19 protein-coding genes, 1 tRNA gene and 1 other RNA gene are annotated in these 15,907 nt (G+C 63.3%); 6 read left to right on the top strand and 15 right to left on the bottom strand.

Annotated elements, in window-relative coordinates:
- Positions 1–76: 76 nt before the first annotated feature.
- Genes L1277_RS02750 through L1277_RS02740 form a run of 3 tightly spaced genes read left to right on the top strand, consistent with a single transcriptional unit; the run spans position 77 to position 2,429 of the window.
- Positions 77–874 (top strand): inositol monophosphatase family protein, encoded by a 798-nt coding sequence (locus L1277_RS02750; RefSeq protein WP_253374807.1) that lies wholly within the window; start codon positions 77–79, stop codon positions 872–874.
- A gap of 38 nt (positions 875–912) precedes the next feature.
- Positions 913–1,692: a 1-acyl-sn-glycerol-3-phosphate acyltransferase gene (locus tag L1277_RS02745; protein WP_253374806.1), complete on the top strand. Its 780-nt coding sequence runs from the start codon at positions 913–915 to the stop codon at positions 1,690–1,692.
- Positions 1,689–2,429: an alpha/beta hydrolase gene (locus tag L1277_RS02740; RefSeq protein WP_253374805.1), complete on the top strand. Its 741-nt coding sequence runs from the start codon at positions 1,689–1,691 to the stop codon at positions 2,427–2,429. The genes L1277_RS02745 and L1277_RS02740 overlap by 4 nt, the downstream gene beginning before the upstream one ends.
- 428 nt (positions 2,430–2,857) lie before the next feature.
- On the opposite strand, the gene ssrA is transcribed toward L1277_RS02740, so the two are convergent.
- Positions 2,858–3,233: a transfer-messenger RNA gene (gene ssrA, locus L1277_RS02735) on the bottom strand.
- Positions 3,234–3,411: 178 nt separating this feature from the next.
- Between ssrA and L1277_RS02730 the strand changes: the two genes are divergently transcribed.
- A complete protein-coding gene (locus L1277_RS02730; protein WP_253374804.1) occupies positions 3,412–4,095 on the top strand; it encodes an SIMPL domain-containing protein in 684 nt (227 codons plus the stop codon).
- Here L1277_RS02730 and L1277_RS02725 read toward each other — a convergent pair.
- The 5 genes from L1277_RS02725 to prfB form a co-directional block, all read right to left on the bottom strand.
- Positions 4,092–4,829, bottom strand: coding sequence for a tyrosine-protein phosphatase (locus L1277_RS02725; protein ID WP_253374803.1), 738 nt, complete (start codon positions 4,827–4,829; stop codon positions 4,092–4,094). The two genes, L1277_RS02730 and L1277_RS02725, sit on opposite strands and share 4 nt — an antisense overlap.
- Positions 4,829–5,305: an SsrA-binding protein SmpB gene (smpB, locus tag L1277_RS02720; protein ID WP_121658140.1), complete on the bottom strand. Its 477-nt coding sequence runs from the start codon at positions 5,303–5,305 to the stop codon at positions 4,829–4,831. The genes L1277_RS02725 and smpB overlap by 1 nt, the downstream gene beginning before the upstream one ends.
- A gap of 108 nt (positions 5,306–5,413) precedes the next feature.
- The gene (gene ftsX / locus L1277_RS02715; protein ID WP_253374802.1) at positions 5,414–6,328 is read right to left on the bottom strand and encodes a permease-like cell division protein FtsX; all 915 of its coding nucleotides are present in this window, start codon (positions 6,326–6,328) and stop codon (positions 5,414–5,416) included.
- The gene (gene ftsE / locus L1277_RS02710; protein ID WP_253374801.1) at positions 6,325–7,368 is read right to left on the bottom strand and encodes a cell division ATP-binding protein FtsE; all 1,044 of its coding nucleotides are present in this window, start codon (positions 7,366–7,368) and stop codon (positions 6,325–6,327) included. The genes ftsX and ftsE overlap by 4 nt, the downstream gene beginning before the upstream one ends.
- Positions 7,369–7,447: 79 nt before the next feature.
- Entirely contained in the window at positions 7,448–8,554 is a 1,107-nt protein-coding gene (gene prfB, locus L1277_RS02705; RefSeq protein WP_253374800.1) for a peptide chain release factor 2, read from the bottom strand.
- A 59-nt stretch (positions 8,555–8,613) separates the two neighbouring features.
- Between prfB and L1277_RS02700 the strand changes: the two genes are divergently transcribed.
- Positions 8,614–9,870 carry an MFS transporter gene (locus L1277_RS02700; RefSeq protein ID WP_253374799.1) on the top strand — a complete coding sequence of 419 codons (1,257 nt, stop codon included), beginning with the start codon at positions 8,614–8,616 and terminating at the stop codon, positions 9,868–9,870.
- Here L1277_RS02700 and L1277_RS02695 read toward each other — a convergent pair whose 3' ends face one another.
- The 9 genes from L1277_RS02695 to L1277_RS02655 all read right to left on the bottom strand — a co-directional run bounded on the left by L1277_RS02695 (position 9,871) and on the right by L1277_RS02655 (position 15,687).
- Entirely contained in the window at positions 9,871–10,170 is a 300-nt protein-coding gene (locus L1277_RS02695) for a hypothetical protein (RefSeq protein ID WP_253374798.1), read from the bottom strand.
- 38 nt (positions 10,171–10,208) lie between these two features.
- Positions 10,209–11,015: an SDR family oxidoreductase gene (locus L1277_RS02690; protein WP_253374797.1), complete on the bottom strand. Its 807-nt coding sequence runs from the start codon at positions 11,013–11,015 to the stop codon at positions 10,209–10,211.
- Between the two features lie 108 nt (positions 11,016–11,123).
- A complete protein-coding gene (locus L1277_RS02685; protein WP_253374796.1) occupies positions 11,124–11,567 on the bottom strand; it encodes a Tad domain-containing protein in 444 nt (147 codons plus the stop codon).
- The gene (locus L1277_RS02680) at positions 11,564–12,064 is read right to left on the bottom strand and encodes a hypothetical protein (RefSeq protein WP_253374795.1); all 501 of its coding nucleotides are present in this window, start codon (positions 12,062–12,064) and stop codon (positions 11,564–11,566) included. Before L1277_RS02680 ends, L1277_RS02685 begins: the two co-directional genes overlap by 4 nt.
- Positions 12,030–12,434 carry a TadE/TadG family type IV pilus assembly protein gene (locus L1277_RS02675; protein ID WP_253374794.1) on the bottom strand — a complete coding sequence of 135 codons (405 nt, stop codon included), beginning with the start codon at positions 12,432–12,434 and terminating at the stop codon, positions 12,030–12,032. The genes L1277_RS02680 and L1277_RS02675 overlap by 35 nt, the downstream gene beginning before the upstream one ends.
- Position 12,435: 1 nt before the next feature.
- Positions 12,436–12,621, bottom strand: a complete 186-nt coding sequence (locus tag L1277_RS02670; protein WP_253374793.1) for a hypothetical protein — start codon at positions 12,619–12,621, stop codon at positions 12,436–12,438.
- A gap of 41 nt (positions 12,622–12,662) precedes the next feature.
- Positions 12,663–13,601, bottom strand: coding sequence for a type II secretion system F family protein (locus L1277_RS02665; RefSeq protein WP_253374792.1), 939 nt, complete (start codon positions 13,599–13,601; stop codon positions 12,663–12,665).
- Entirely contained in the window at positions 13,598–14,461 is an 864-nt protein-coding gene (locus L1277_RS02660; protein ID WP_253374791.1) for a type II secretion system F family protein, read from the bottom strand. The genes L1277_RS02665 and L1277_RS02660 overlap by 4 nt, the downstream gene beginning before the upstream one ends.
- Positions 14,458–15,687, bottom strand: coding sequence for a CpaF family protein (locus L1277_RS02655; RefSeq protein ID WP_253374790.1), 1,230 nt, complete (start codon positions 15,685–15,687; stop codon positions 14,458–14,460). Before L1277_RS02655 ends, L1277_RS02660 begins: the two co-directional genes overlap by 4 nt.
- Before the next feature lie 133 nt (positions 15,688–15,820).
- Between L1277_RS02655 and L1277_RS02650 the strand changes: the two genes are divergently transcribed.
- Positions 15,821–15,902, top strand: a tRNA-Leu gene (locus tag L1277_RS02650).
- Positions 15,903–15,907 lie beyond the last annotated feature (5 nt).

Here is a 15,907-nt window from a genome sequence, read left to right as displayed (position 1 = left end):
AAACAATAGCATGCGTTTCGCCACCTTAGCGAATCGAGGAGACCTCAGCATTTTGGGGTTTCGGTATCGTTGAACCATGACCACTCCCCCGACGCCTTCGCTCACGGATGACCTCTCTCTTGCTCTCCGGTTGGCGGATGCCGCGGACGCCATATCGCTCAGCCGTTTCCGTTCTTCAAACCTCGAAATTTCTACGAAACCGGATGCCACGCACGTCACAGACGCAGACTTGGCCGTCGAGCGCGCACTCCGGGAGATCCTTGCTGCCGAGCGTCCGGACGATGGCATTCTCGGTGAGGAATACGGCACAGAGGGGTCGACCGCTCGACAGTGGATTATCGACCCGATCGACGGAACCGCTAATTTCCTCCGTGGGGTTCCCAACTGGGCGACCCTGATCAGCCTCGCGGTGGACGGCGATCCCGTTGTCGGCGTGGCCAGCGCCCCGGCCTTCCGGAAGAGATGGTGGGCTGCCGAAGGGTCGGGCGCCTGGCTGGTCGAGAACGACGCCGAGCCCCGGCGTCTCCACGTCTCCGGCGTTGAAAAGCTGGAAGACGCCTCGTTGAGCTTTCAGAGCATCGCCCAGTGGGATGAGGCCGGCTACCTCGACCAACTCATCACGCTCTCCCGCACAGTGTGGCGGGATAGGGCGTATGGAGACATGTGGTCATACGGGCTCCTCGCGGAGGGCCTCATTGACATTGTCGGCGAGTTCGACGTCAAGGAGTACGACATCGCCCCCTTTGTCGTCCTCGTTCGTGAAGCGGGAGGCCGATTCTCCGCGGTCAACGGTGATGATTCGATCGCCGCGCGAAGCTCACTCGCGACCAACGGTGTACTTCACGACCAGGTGCTTCGCAACCTCGGTCACTAAAGAGGCGAACTCCCATCGGTCGCCCCTAATATTCCCTTATGAGAAAGCGCCCGAGTGAACCGGTATACAGCACAGCCATCGCCACAGGACGCGCCCTGTTCGGTGCACTCAGGCTGAAGCAGATCGTCACCGGTGCTGAGAACATTCCCGCAACGGGTGGTGCAGTTCTGGCCATCACTCACTTCGGGTACATGGACTTCGCGCTCACCGAGTGGATGATCTGGGGGCGAAACCGGCGCCGGGTCCGCTTTTTGGCGAAAAAGGGTGCGTTCGATAAGCCGGTCGTTGGGTGGCTCCTCCGGGGCATGCGCCACATCTCCGTCGATATGAAGGCGGGCGCAGAAGCCTTCTCCCAGGCGATCGTCGCGCTCAAAGCCGGTGAAATGCTCGGTGTGTTCCCGGAGGCCGGCGTCAACACGTCTTTCACCGTCCGTGAGTTGAAGACCGGCACCATCCGGATGGCCGCTGAGGCACACGTACCCGTCATTCCGATCGCGGTCTGGGGCGGACACCGGTTGCTCACCAAAGGCCGCAAACCTTCGTTCCGCGAGGCATGGGGGACTCCCATTAGCTACGTAGTTGGTGAGGCCTTTTCCGTCGACCCGAGTGCTGACCCGCGCGAGAGCACACTCAAGCTTCGCGCCACCATGCAGGCTCTGCTCGATACCGCGCAGGCCCGTTACCCCGACGACGGCACCGGCACCTGGTGGCAGCCCGCCCATCTCGGCGGGACCGCACCGACCCCCGAGGAAGCCGCCGTGAGTGAGGCCGAGCGCCAGCGGCGCAAGGCCCGTGAGGCGGAGGCCCGGTCGAAATGACCATCGCCGCCCGGATTAGGACTGTTGTCCTCTGGGCGCTGGCGTTTGTTGTGCTCGCTGTCCTCGCCGCCCTGATGTGGGCACATACCGTCATGGCTGGCGACCGGGAGGCCGCGCTCACCGTCTGGCGCACTGATGCCCTCTCAATCACCGACACCGGCCACAGCGTAATTCTCGCGCCAACCTCCGGCTCGAGCGATCACGGACTCGTCTTTGTGCCTGGCGCCCGAGTCGACCCGTACGCCTACCTGTTCAAGCTTTCGGGAATTGCGGAAGCCGGCACCACGGTGGTCATCACGAAGCCGACGCTCAACCTCGCTCTCGCCGATCTCCGCCCCCTCGAGACCTTCACCGATGATGTGCCGGACGTCGACAGCTGGGTCGTCGGCGGACACTCCCTCGGCGGAGTGAAGGCCTGCCAGTACGCGACCGATGACCGCGTCGACGGTCTACTCCTCTTCGGCAGCTATTGCGCGTCAGATCTTTCCGGCAGCGGGCTCCCAGCCCTCAGTTTCGTTGGTGAGAACGACGGCCTCAGTACACCGGAGAAGATTGCGGATGCCGGTGGCAACCTTCCCGAAACAGCGACCGTTCGAGAGATACCGGGGGCGAACCACGCCAACTTCGGTAACTACGGTGCACAGGCGGGCGACGGCGAATCGACCGCGAACGACGCAGCCGTACAGCGCATGATCACCGAGGAATATGCCGCGTGGGCGGCGACTCTTCCGTCCTAACCACGACAGGTGCGATTGTTACCGGCCCCGTGGCATCCGCTCGCTGGAAATGGGGGCTGGCGCTGGTGTGAGCCGACCGGCTCCGAACGGCAGTAGCGGTGGTCGATACCGCAACGGGCGGTCATCGCCAGGACTGAGGACGACGCGAGCCTGACCAAACTTCCACACTCGGTTGAAAAGGAAAATAGACACCTCGGTCGGGGCATCGGCAGGGACTTGCCAGGTGCCGGTGCCCCACTGCGCGGGTTGACCGCGGCCGTTGAAGACCACGGTTGGACGCGGCCACCAGCCCAGTCTGGGTCTGCGCAAGGTGAGCTCGAGCCGCCGGGTTTCTGCCATGAGGCCAGCTAAGCAGAAAGCAGCCGGCAACAAAAAAGGGCCACCCCGAAGGATGACCCTTTTTTCAACAGCGCGTGAGAGCGATTCGGAAGTGGAGATGCGGGGAATTGAACCCCGGTCCACTGCTGTGGTCGTGTGCCTTCTACGGGTGTATCCAGTGAAAACGTTCTACTCGGCTCCGGAATTTGCCACTGGCACCTACTCCGACGAGCCCAGCCTCAGTAAGAGTCCCTCTACGCCCTGAGACACGACGTAGAAGCAAGCTCTCTAAATGGCGCCAGGACCCGGGTAGAGAGCATTCCCGGCCTGACGGACTTCTTTAGTGCGCTCGCTTAGGCAGCGAGGGCGAAGTCAGTGCGCTTTGAATTGGCACTTATTGTTTTCCAGAGATCGTTTACGAGATAACCCTGGATCCTCGACCCGCTTCTCACAGTTGCGCAGGCAGTGTCGAAACCGATCATCCCCATGCAACATCGTGTGCGTCGACCTGCGAGCAGGCGACGCTTCGAAGTGAATCACTATCACGCGCTGTTGAGTTGCCAAACGGTACAATCCGGCGTTGCCACATCGTGCTGATGCAGCTTTTCATTATACATCGTCCAGGCGTCTAGGGGAAACGATTCCTCACTTGTAGTCTCGCACCATGAGCGCAGATGCCCGAACCAGCCCTGTCGTGATCTCGGTACGCGGAGAGGCCTCTGCGGACGTCATTCCCGAGCGGGTCACTGTGCACGTGGGAGTCGACATCGACGGGCCCGACAAGGCGGCGGTGCTTCACCGGGCGGCCGAGGCACGCGAGCGGGTGATAGCGGCGGCGCGAGCCGCCCACGACGCTGACGACCGGGCCCTCGTCGATTGGTCGGCCAGCGGGTTGCAGGTGTGGAGCGAGCGCCCGTGGAGCGCGGAAGGGGTGCACGTGCCCCTGGTCTTTCACTCCCGGTCCACGCTCGACGCGATTTTCGCGGGTATCGACGCCGTCGGTGCCTGGACCGATCAGGTCTCGGAGCTCGATGGCATCAGCATCTCGGGGTTGGACTGGAGCCTGACTGACTCGACGCGGCACGAACTCGAAGAACAATGTCAACGGGATGCTGTGGCTCACGCGGTGGCGAAAACATCCGTTTATGCATCAGCGTTGGGCCTCAACACGGTCCATCTGATCGATCTCGCGGAGCCGGGGGTCTTGTCGCCGCAGCCGCCCGAGCCGGGACCGTTGCGGACAATGTCGCTCGCCGCGGGAACCTCAGGTCCCACCGAGTTCGCGCCGGAGCCTGTGCGCATCGCGGTTGAGGTGCACGCTCGCTTCGAGGCGAGTTCAGCCAGCTAGACCTCTTCGACCAGTGCGTCCTGCAGCATGCTGAGTTCCTCGAGCGTCAGGCCCGAGCGCAACAGGTACTGACGCACCGAGCCGTGCTCGGCTTCGAGCTCATCGAGCACGGCATCGAGCACCTCACCGGGGCTGCCGCCCATCAGGGTCCGCAGCTCGGGCGTCTCGGTGCCGCCGTGCTCAACGATGATGGAGATCATGTTCTCGAGCCATTCGCCGCTGAGGTTGCCTTCGGAGCGGGCATAGTCTTCGACCACGAGCTCGCGATCCACGCCGACAGCCAGCAGCGCAAGTGCCACCACGATGCCGGTGCGATCCTTTCCGGCCGTGCAGTGGACCAGGACCGGGGACTCGTCCATAACCAGGAGCTCCCGCAGGGCTCGCGCGACCACTTCGGAGTGCTGGGTGACGATGCGTCGATACAGCACAGCCAGGCTCACGGCGGCCTCCCCCTGGGAGGCGCCCGAGCCTTCAAACAGCGGCAGGTGCACGGTGCGGACGTCGAGCCCATCGAGGTCGTCTGGCATGACCCCCACCTCAAAGTCGTCGCGCAGATCGATCACGGTGCCGACGCCCAACTCACGGAGGTGCTGTTTCCCGTCTTCACCGAGCCGGTAGAGCCCGTCTGAGCGCAACAACCTGCCGTAACGCACGCGGCCGTCGAGTGTGGGGTAACCGCCGACGTCACGGAAGTTATACGTTCCCGAGACGGGCAGCTTCGGCGCGATCGTCACTACTCCCCCAGGTGGTTCTTGGCGGCAATGGCTCGTGCGGCTTCGCGCGTGGCTTCCCGCTCGCGCAGCGTCTGCCGCTTGTCGTATTCCTTCTTACCCTTGGCAATCGCGATCTCGACCTTGGCCTTGCCGTCGCTGAAGTACAGCTTCAGCGGGATGATCGTGTACCCGCCCGGTGCCACCTTGTGGCTGATCTTGAGGATCTGCGCCTTGTGCAGCAACAGCTTCCGCTTGCGCCTCGGCGGGTGGTTGTTCCAGGTACCACCGGTGTACTCGGGAATGTGCACGGCGTCGAGCCAGGCCTCGCCGCCCTCGATGAAGGCGTACCCGTCAACCAGCGACGCTCGGCCGGCCCGCAATGACTTCACCTCGGTACCGGTGAGCACCATTCCGGCTTCAAAGGTGTCTTCGATGAGATAGTCGTGGCGCGCCTTGCGATTGGTGGCCACAACGTTTTGACCACGTTCCCTGGGCACGAGCTACTCCGTTGATTGTTCTGAGCGGATGCTATCCGCTTGCGTGAATGCGCCGGGCACGGTGCCCGGCAGCCCATCAGTCTAACAACACGGCATGCACCGCGCCGGTTAGATCTTCAGATATCTCTTGATCGCAAAGTTCGCGGAGAGACCGGCAAGCACGATGCCCACAAGCAGCAGAAGGGGAACCACGATGATCGCGTCAGAGATTCCGACGAAATTTACGAACGGCATCATCGGCGCCAGGTAGCCGTCGATGAAGAAGTGCACGATCGCGATCACGGCCCCACCGGCAAGCACCGATCCAATCACCGCCGAGAACACGCCCTCCAGGATGAACGGGGTTTGGATGAACCGGTTCGATGCACCAACCAGTCGCATGATCCCAATCTCCTTCCGCCTCGAATAGGCGGAGAGCCGGATCGTGGTTGCGATGAGCAACACGGCCGCGATGAGCATGAGCGCCGCAATACCGATCGCCGTGTAACTGGCCACGTTGAGCACACGGAAGATGGCATCGAGGTATTGGCGCTGGTCGGTCACCTCCTCCACACCGGGGGTGCCGGAGAACGCTTCAACAAGCACCTCCGACTGGGACGGGTCCTTGAGGTTGACCCAGTAGGTCTCGTTGAGCTGCTCCGGGGTCACCAGCTGAGCGAGCTGGTTGCCCTCGAACTGCTTCTGGAAGTTGTCGTACGCCTGCTGGTGATCTTCGAAGTAGCTCTTGTCGATGAACGGAACGAGCGTCTCCGACTCAAGCTGCCCAAGCACACCGGCCTTTTGCTCGTCGTTCGCCGCTCCTGCCGTACAGGTTTCAGCTTGAGAGTCGCCCGTGCAGAGGTAGATGGCCACCTGGGCGCGGTCGTACCAGTAGTTTTTCATCTGGCCGATCTGCATCTGTAGCAGCACGGCTGTACCCACGAAGGTGAGCGAGATGAAGGTGACCAGGATGACGGAGATCACCATGGAGACGTTTCGGCGGAGGCCGGTCGTGGCCTCCTGCCAGATCAGTGAGAGCCTCATTTGACCGGACCCACGTTCTGCTCGTCGCCCGTCTCCGGATCAACGGTGCCGCGCAGTCCGAGTCGTTCAGCGAGTGAGAGATGCTCGGAAAGGTCGCTCGTCGCCTCGGGGCGCGGCAGCGAAATCGCACCAGTGGCGTTCGACGCATGTGATGCGCCCTCAGCATCGACCGCGTCGTTCACAGCGGGGGCGCGGGTTTGAGCGGGAACGGGAGCGACAGCATCCGTTGTCGAAATCAAAATCTGGTGTGCCTTCGTTTCTGCGTCCGCGACAGCGGTGGCCTCGCGCACTTCTTCGCGGGCGATCTTCGCGGACTCGCCTTTCGCGACCGCCGGCCTGAGCTCGGGGACGACACCGGTCGTGCCGTATCCGCCCTCGCGCTCGTCACGAACGATGACGCCGTCAACGAGCTCGATCACGCGACGCTGCATCTTGTCGACGATGCCCGCCTCGTGTGTAGCCATCAACACGGTGGTTCCGCCGGCGTTGATGCGCTCGAGAATTTGCATGATGCCCGCACTGGTGGCGGGGTCAAGGTTTCCGGTGGGCTCGTCAGCCAGCAGGATCTGCGGCTTGTTCACCACGGCGCGAGCGATGGCGACGCGCTGCTGCTCACCACCGGAAAGCTCGTGTGGGAGCCGGTCAGCCTTGGTCTCGAGTCCGACCATCTTCAGCACGTCGGGAACGGCTTCCTGCACGTACCCGCGCGACTTGCCGATCACCTGGAGCGTGAACGCCACGTTTTGGAACACCGTCTTATTGGGCAGCAGCCGGAAGTCCTGAAAGACAACGCCGACATTGCGGCGAAAGTACGGCACCTTGCGACTCGAGATGGACCCGAGGTCGTTGCCGAGTACGAAGACCGACCCCGTGGTCGGCTTCTCCTCCTTGAGGATCAACCTCAGGCAGCTCGACTTCCCGGAGCCCGAAGCACCGACGAGAAAGACGAACTCTCCGCGGGCCACTTCCAGGTCCATGCTGTCGATTGCCGGACGTTTGGTGCCGGAGTATTTCTTCGTGACGTTCTCAAACCGAATCATGACTCTCCGAGCCTAGGCAGCGATCGGAGCAATGACCCCCATGACACGCCTGCGGCCGAGACTCCGGGAGGATCGAGAGTTAGTCGACGGGTTGTTTACGCCAACGGATGCCTGCGGCGATGAATCCGTCCAGGTCACCATCGAAGACGTTCTGTGGGTTGTTCACCTCAAACTCCGTACGAAGGTCCTTTACCATCTGATACGGCGCAAGGACATACGAGCGCATTTGGTCGCCCCAGCTTGCCGTGATGTTTCCGGCGAGTTCCTTCTTCTTCGCGTTCTCCTGCTCACGCTGCACGAGGAGCAGCCGGGATTTCAGGACTCGCATCGCCGCAGCGCGGTTCTGGATCTGGCTCTTCTCGTTCTGGCAGCTCACCACAATTCCGGTCGGAAGATGGGTGATACGCACGGCAGAGTCCGTGGTGTTGACCGACTGCCCGCCGGGACCCGATGAACGGAATACGTCGACGCGAATGTCGTTGTCCGGGATGTCGACTTCTTCCGTCTCAGCCATGAGCGGAACAACTTCGACGGCCGCGAAGCTGGTCTGGCGCTTCCCAGCGGAGTTGAACGGGCTCATCCGCACCAGTCGGTGGGTACCCGCCTCGACGCTGAGCGTTCCGAAGGCGTATGGCGCGTCGATCTCGAAGGTTGCGCTCTTGATGCCCGCCTCTTCGGCGTAGCTGGTGTCGAGCACGGTGGCCTTGTACTTGTGCTGCTCGGCCCAACGCAGGTACATCCGAAACAGCATGTCTGCGAAGTCAGCTGCATCCACCCCACCCGCGCCGGCGCGAATGGTGACGACGGCTGGCAGCGGGTCGTACTCACCGTTCAGGAGCGTCTGGACTTCAAGGTTGCCGATTTGCTTCTGCAGGTCGGCCAGTTCGGTGCGAGCCTCCGCAGCGGAGTCCTCATCACCCTCCGCGTTCGCCAGCTCCACGAGCACCTCAAGGTCGTCGAGCTGCTGCTCGATAGCGACGATGCGTGCCAGTTCCGACTGGCGGTGGCTGAGCGCACTGGTGATCTCCTGCGCCTTCTCGGTGTCGTCCCACAGATCAGGAGCACCGGCCTGTTCGCTGAGGTCTGCGATGTCAGCACGCAACCCGTCCAGGTCGACGACCTCACGAATGTCCTGGAAGGTGGCTCGGATGGAGGCGATTTGGGCGCTCAGGTCTAGATCTAACATGTCCGCTCCAGCCTACCTTCGACGGGGCATCTGCCCCGAGCGGCATACACTGAAAAGTGATGACCACCGACAGATCAGCTGAGTTCTCCTTCCGCTCCGTAGCCGTCGTTGTCTTTCTGCCGACGTTGTTGTTCTCGATCGGCGAGGGCGCGCTCATACCGCTCATTCCCGTCGCCGCAACGAACCTCGGGGCAAGCCTGGCTATCGCCGGTGTGATCTCAGGCATGGTCATGATCGGTGAACTCGTCGGTGACATTCCCAGCGGTTGGCTGGTCAACACGATCGGTGAACGTGTTGCGATGATCGGCGCTTCCGCCATCTCGGTACTCGCTGTCCTCGGGGCGGTGCTCGCGCCGAACGTGTGGGTTCTGGCCGCGGCGATCTTCGTCCTCGGCTTGTCCACGGCGGTTTTCGCGCTCGCCCGCCACGCATTCATGACCAGCTATGTTCCCATCCAGTACCGTGCTCGCGCTCTCTCGACGCTCGGTGGCGTCTTCCGCGCCGGCCTGTTCATCGGTCCACTCGTCGCGGCTCCCGTGATCCACTTCACGGGAGGCGCGCAGGGGGCGTTCTGGATCATGGTGGTCTCCTGCCTGGCCGCAGTCCTCATCCTCGTCTTCCTGCCCGATCCGGAAGCGCTCTTCGGCACGGTGAAGTCCGCGGCTTCCGACCAGAGGACAGCACAACAGAAGCAAGCGTCGGCCGGGCTCTTTCACACCATCTGGAAATTCCGCGGAGTTCTCCTCCGCATGGGTTCCGGTGCAGCACTCATTTCCGCCATGCGCGCCACCCGAACCGTCATCCTTCCGCTCTGGGCGGTCAGTCTCGGAGTGAGCGAAGTCAACACGGCGCTCATCATCGGCATCGCCGGCGGTGTGGATTTCGCCCTGTTCTATGCGAGTGGCCAGATCATGGACCGGTTCGGGCGGATGTTCAGTGCGGTGCCTTCGATGCTCGGACTTGGCGGCGGGATGCTGGTTCTCGCCTTCACACATGACTCACCAAACGCAGTGGGCTGGTTCATTGCAGCAGCCGGACTGCTGGCCGTCGCTAACGGCATCGGCAGCGGCATCCTGATGACCCTCGGTGCCGATCTCGCCCCGGTCGGCTCCCCCGCTCCGTTCCTGGGCGCCTGGCGCTTCACCGGAGATTTGGGCGCCGCAGCGGCACCCCTCGTCGTTGGAGGCCTCACGGCGGTCCTCTCGGTGTCCTTTGCGGCGGGGCTCATCGGCGTGGTCGGCGTCCTCGGAGCCGTCCAACTGGCTCGCATCATGCCGCGTTACCTCCAACCGAGGCCCGGGCGTTCCCTGCCCTGATTAGCGAAGAGCGTTTGCTTCGATGCTGCTCACCACAAAGGCCGTGACGAGACCGACGAACGCGATCCCGCCGAACAGCGTCGCCATCGTCGTCAGGCGTCTCCGCCCGGGCTGGGTCGCGAATCGCGTGACGACCAGCGCGACAAACAGGAGCACAACGAGTCCAACGCCTGCCCCGGCGATGACCGTGTTGAGCGCCAGCATCGGTACCAACACGACGAGCACGACGATCGTCAGAACGGCGCCAAGCCCCAGCCAAATGCCGCCGGTTGACGTTTGCAGCGCCGGCTGGTTCCGCATTCGAGTGGGATCGTTCTCCGGACGATCACGGCTCTCGGTCACTGCTGGCTCGCGTCCCGCCAGGTGTCGTTCTCAATGTGCGAACCCGCTTGCGGGCCCATTTGCAGCATGCCCCCGTCGACCGGCCAGGACGCCCCGGTCACGTAGCTCGACGCCGGCGACGCGAGGAACGCGATAACCGCGGCGACCTCACGGGCATCGCCCGGGCGACCGAGTGGCACTCCTGGGCGCGACACCTCATGCGGATCCTGGTCCGTCTGACCCGTCATCGGCGTGGCAATTTCTCCGGGAGCCACAGCGTTCGACGTGATGCCGTACTGGCCGAGTTCGATGGCGAGGGTCTTGAGCAGCCCGCCGAGACCATGCTTGGCCGCATCGTAGGCGGCTGAACCTACCCGGGGCTGGTGCTCGTGCACGCTGGTCACGCCGATGATGCGTCCGCCGTTGCCCGTTGCCACCATGCGTCGGGCGGCACGCTGAATGCATACGAACGCTCCGTCGAGGTCGGCGGACATGGTGTGACGCCAGTCCTCAAGCGGCATCTCGAGGAACGGACCGTTGTCACCGGTTCCCGCGTTGTTGACAAAGACGTCGAGTCCGCCCAGTTCCTCCGCGAGTGCGTCCACAGCGTCGCCGCATGAGTCGAGGTCGGTGGTGTCGAGCTTTTTGGTGACGGCGTTGCGTCCAATCTCCCGAACCTCGCGAGCGGTCTCTTCTGCACCCTCTTCGTCGCTGTGCCAGGTGACTCCGACGTCCATCCCTGCTTCGGCGAGCGCAACGGCTGTCGCGCGACCGATCCCAGAATCGGCTCCGGTGACAATCGCGAATCGTGGTTCAAAGCTCATGACATGTCTCCTTCGATTGGGCACTCGTGGGTGCAAGCTCTCCTGCCACGCAACACCGTGTCCGGTGCGTCCCTCAACCCCTTGACAGCCATGGTGACTGAATGAGCTTCAGCGAAAGACACTGCGAGCGACGCTTGTCACATCCAAACGGATGCCATCGGGCACGAATGCGGTCAGCACCGGCGGTCGCCAGTATGACGACAGCGTGACGGTGGCACTCCTTCCGTCGAGGGAGGCTGCCTGTTCCAGGCGGAGATCATCGAAGCTGCCCACAGGGTTGTTGACGAGGAATTCCTCCACCGCCTCATGAACGTCGCTCGATGCCAGCGACACGCGCGGCACGCCGTCCGTGACCGACACCGTCGACAACTCAAACGATTCGGCTCCAACGAGAGCGGCAGCATCCGCAAGGCTGAAAAGCCGTTTGCGTTCCACGTAGAGGGATGTGGCCGCTGCGACGATGAGAATCAGGATGAGCGCGAGCATCCCGTAGAAAATGGCAAGGATGAGCGTGGAGCCGTCGTCATCTCGTACCCGCGGCTGGAACATCATTCGGCGGTCCAAAAGCGAGACACCCGTTGGGTGGCCGACGACTCGATCGGCACGCTGGCGGCCGTTGAGAAGTCGAGGACATCGGGCACAAGCGGTAGTGGGACATTCACGCGCACCGTCACCGTGACGGTGGCGTTGCGGGACGGGCAGTTAGCAGCACCGGTGCAACGGACGGTTGTGGAGGCGGACGCCGCGTCGAGCCCGTAGTCGGCCAGGCCGAACTCGATGGCACGTGAGGCGCGAGCGGCTGCCTCATCGGCGTTCGGCGCCTGCACGAAGACGCGTGCGGCTTGGCGAGCGGCTCCTTCAACCGCTAGGGCCCCCGCCTGCAGTGAAGCCAGTGCGAGCACGAGGTAGACCAGGGGAACCAGAAGGATGAGTCCGACCGTGATGAACTCCAGTGCGGCTGTTCCACTGTCGTCTCGCAGCGCGCGCCACGTTCGGAGTTGAGGAAGCGCCGGGCTACTCCTCTTCGTCGAGCCTCTCAACAGCCGCATGAGCGCTCACCTCCAACCCCTGGTCGAGCCCGAGCAATCCAATGACGGGCAGCGGGGTCACCACCCGAATCTCCGTGCTCGAATGGCCGAGGTAACTGCTGTAGCTCGCCGAGACCTCTTGGGCATACTGCGGACCGATCGCGGTTGTGATCAGTTGACGGGTGCGCTCGATTCCGTCATCGAGCCCGTTATCGGCGAGCGCCGCGAACCGCGCCCCCTCGGCCGCCGCATCGGTCACTGTATTGCGAACGTGCAAGGCGAGCCCCAACTGGAGAACCGACACAGTGAGCAGTGTCAGCAAGACGGTGACCATGGTGAACTCGACAACGGCAGAACCGTCGTCGTTGCGCCAGCCTGGCCAACCGCGCACCTCAGAGCCCGGAGACCTTGCTGATGGCCTGCTCGAAGATCTGGCTCAAGGCGGGGCCCGCGAGCCCCCAGATCACAATCACCAGTCCGGCGGTCATTAATGTAATCAGCACCCACCCGGGCACATCCCCGGTGTCGTCCGAGAGGCGGTCGGCGAACGAGTGGCGTAATCGGCGGAGTGTTTTCATGGGAATTCTCCTTTTCAAATGAACGGTGTCGGGGTCTTTCGTCAGAAGCCGGCCTGGAGGACGAAAATGCCGGGGAAAATGGCAAACAAAATGGACAGCGGCAGGATGAGGAAGACCAATGGGACGAGCATTGCGACTTCCTTCTTCCCAGCGACTTCCAAGAGGCCGCGCTTCGCCTCATCCCTGGCATCCTGCGCTTGGGCCCGAAGCACCTCGGCGAGAGGTGATCCGCGCTCGAGGGCCGCGACGAGCTGCTCGACGCATCGGGTCAGCGCCGGAATGTCAGCCCGTCGTGCGACGTCCGTGAGGGCGGCAGCCAGTGGGACTCCGGTGTGAACGGCTGCGAGAACCGCCCGGAACTCCGTGCTGAGCTCTCCCGAACCGAGAGTCCCCATGCGACGCAATCCGTCGAGGATGCCCTCCCCCGCTGACAGGCTCAGGCTGAGGAATTCGAGAACCGTGGGCAGCTCTGCCGTAATGCGGTTGGACCGGGCAGTCGCCTGCCGGCTGAGAACGGTATCGCGCAGCACCAGTCCAGTGACTCCGGTGGCGAGTGGCAGCGCGATGATCACGGCCAACGGAAGCGTGCCGTAGATCGCCGCCGCGCCCGCCGCAGTCAGTCCAGCTGCTCCACCGGCGAGGCACCACAACAGTTGTTCCAGTCGAAAGTGCTGCACGTCACCGTCCACTCCGGCTCGGTCAAGGTTGCGCTGCACCGCAGCGTTGCCACCCAGTGCGGCACTCAGCCTCACGCTCAGCCGACGCAGGACCGGGCCCAGCATCCGCCCGAGTATGGGCAGCGGGTCGGTGAAGCGTTTCTCCACGTAGTGTCGTGCACCCTCAGATACGTCCACGAGGTACGGGGCAACACGGTCGGCCAGTGTCGGCCCACCAAAACGAGGGAGCATAGCCACGATCGACCAGAGACCCAGACCGAGCGTTGCGCCGAATAACACGCCCCATGCCAGTGCGGTGCTCACGTGAACCACCGCTTCTCCTGCGGCAGCCGGCCAAGCGCCAGCATCACGCGATAAGCGAAAATCGAGACGGCCGCCCCGATCCCGATGAGCACTGCTCCACCGGGCGAGTTATAGGCGACGGATGCTTCGGGCCGCGTTGACAGCAAAAGCAGGATTAACCACGGGGCGGCGACCCCCAGCTTCGCGGCACTTCGCACCCACGATTGCCTGGCCTCAACTTCCGAACGTACGGCATGGTCGGTGCGAAGGTAGGACGACAGACTACGCAACACGGTCGTGAGGTCGGCACCACCCACCTCCCGCGCCATGCGCAGCGTTTCAATGATGCGGTCCGGCACCGGGTCAGCGAGCTGGTCCTTGAGCCGGTCGAGGCTGCCACCGAATGATCCGGTGCTGCGGTAGTCCCGCTCGAAGCCGATGAACTCCTCACGGACCCCCTCGGGGCCGGTTCGTGCGAGACTGGCGACAGCGTCAGGCAGCGCGAGGCCGGACCGAACGGATCCGATGAGATGATCGACGACGTCCGGCCACAGGGCGCGGTGGGCCATTCGCCTCACGCGAGCGCGCCAGCGAACGAGGACGAGTGGGAGCGTCGCTCCAAGCACGGCCGCGCACAGGCCGAGGGCGACGACGCCGGTGAGCGCTGTCGCGAGCGCCGCCAGGAGAACGCCGCAGAGTACAGACAGCAGGAGAAATACCGGCACCGGGACGTTCCCCAGGCCGGCCGCCCCGAGCATCGAGTGCAGACGTCCGCTGCCGTGCGACCGGGACAAATTGCGGGAGGGTCCGGCGGGGAAAAGCCACGGTGAGGCCGTGAGGACCACGCCTGCCGCGAGAAGGCATCCGAGGAGAAGCGTCATGGCCTCCCTTTCCGAAGAATCGCTCCCGTGTCAACTCCGGCGGCCTCAAACTTCCCGCGTCGTGTCGGGTGGCTCCCGGTCGCTTCGAGCAGACCGTCACGGAGCCCGAAGATTCTGCTGGCCTCAATCACCGGGCCGTTGAGAACACCGCTCAGCGCAAGAATTTCGTTCACGCGCCGGAATCCCCCGCCATCGATTTCCAGATGCACAACGACGTCGATGCATGAAGCGACGGTGGGTTGCACAAACGAGGAGTCGATGTTGCGACCAGCCAACAAGGGAAGTGTCGATAGCTTCACCAAGGCGTCTCGACCGGAGTTCGCGTGAATGGAACACATTCCAGGAAGCCCCGAGTTCATCGCAATGAGCAAGTCAAGACTCTCCGCCTCTCGCACCTCACCCACCACCAACCGGTCTGGTCGCATCCGAAGCGCCTCCTTGATGAGACGACGGAGTGTGACTTCACCAGTCCCCTCGAGGTTCGGTTGGCGGCACTGCATGGCAACCACATCGGGCGCTGACAGGTCGAGCTCGAAGGTCTCCTCCACGGTGACGATGCGTTCGTGTGACGGTGCTGTGCCGAGCAAGGCGCCGAGCAAGGTCGTTTTTCCTGCCTGCGTTCCGCCCGACACGAGGATGTTCTGTCCGCTTCGCACACAGGCTCGGAGAAACTCGGCGGCGTGCGCGCTGAGCGAGCCGAGCGCGACCAGCTGTCCGAGGTCCCGAACATTTCGACGGAACTTCCGGATGTTGATGGCAACGTGTCGTCGCGTCACGTCAGGGATGGCGACATGAAGACGGGAGCCATCAGGGAGCGACGCGTCCACGAAGGGTGAGCTCAGGTCGACGCGCCGACCTGTCGATTGCAGCATGCGTTCGACCAGGTCACGCACGCCAGACTCGGTGAGCACCGTTGTAGTGAGCTCGGCAACGCCGTTTCGGGCAACGAACACGCGAGTCGGTGAGTTGATCCAGATCTCCTCGATGCCCGGGTCGTCCAAGTATTGCTGGAGCGGGCCCAAGCCGGTGAGGGTGGCAACGATCTCGCGCTCGGTGGCGTCTTCATCGACGAGCAGAGGCAGGGTGCCGCCGAGCGCGCGCTCGCTGTATCGGCGAACTTCTTCCCTGACGTACGTTTGCGCGAGGCCCGATGACCCGAGATCCGCTCCGTCACGGCGCACGCGCTCGCGAATCCGATTCGTGATGATCTCTGTCGCCGAGTTCATGGACGCATTCTCTCGGAAACGCCATCTGACGCGTTTAAGTTATCCACAGCCCCAATTGGGGGTGGTGGGGCGCGCCGAGCGAGACCATGATTCGATTCACCACGCTGCGCTTCCCTCTAGACTTGATTCGCCAGCGGGAGTGGTGAAATTGGCAGACACGCAGGATTTAGGTTCCTGTGCTTTCGAGCGTGTGGGTTCAAGTCCCACCTTCCGCACGGAT

It is taken from the genome of Okibacterium sp. HSC-33S16, from assembly GCF_024171565.1.
Taxonomy (GTDB): domain Bacteria; phylum Actinomycetota; class Actinomycetes; order Actinomycetales; family Microbacteriaceae; genus Mycetocola_A.
Note: the sequence above shows the minus strand (reverse complement) of the source record. Positions and strands in the feature narration are given on the sequence as shown.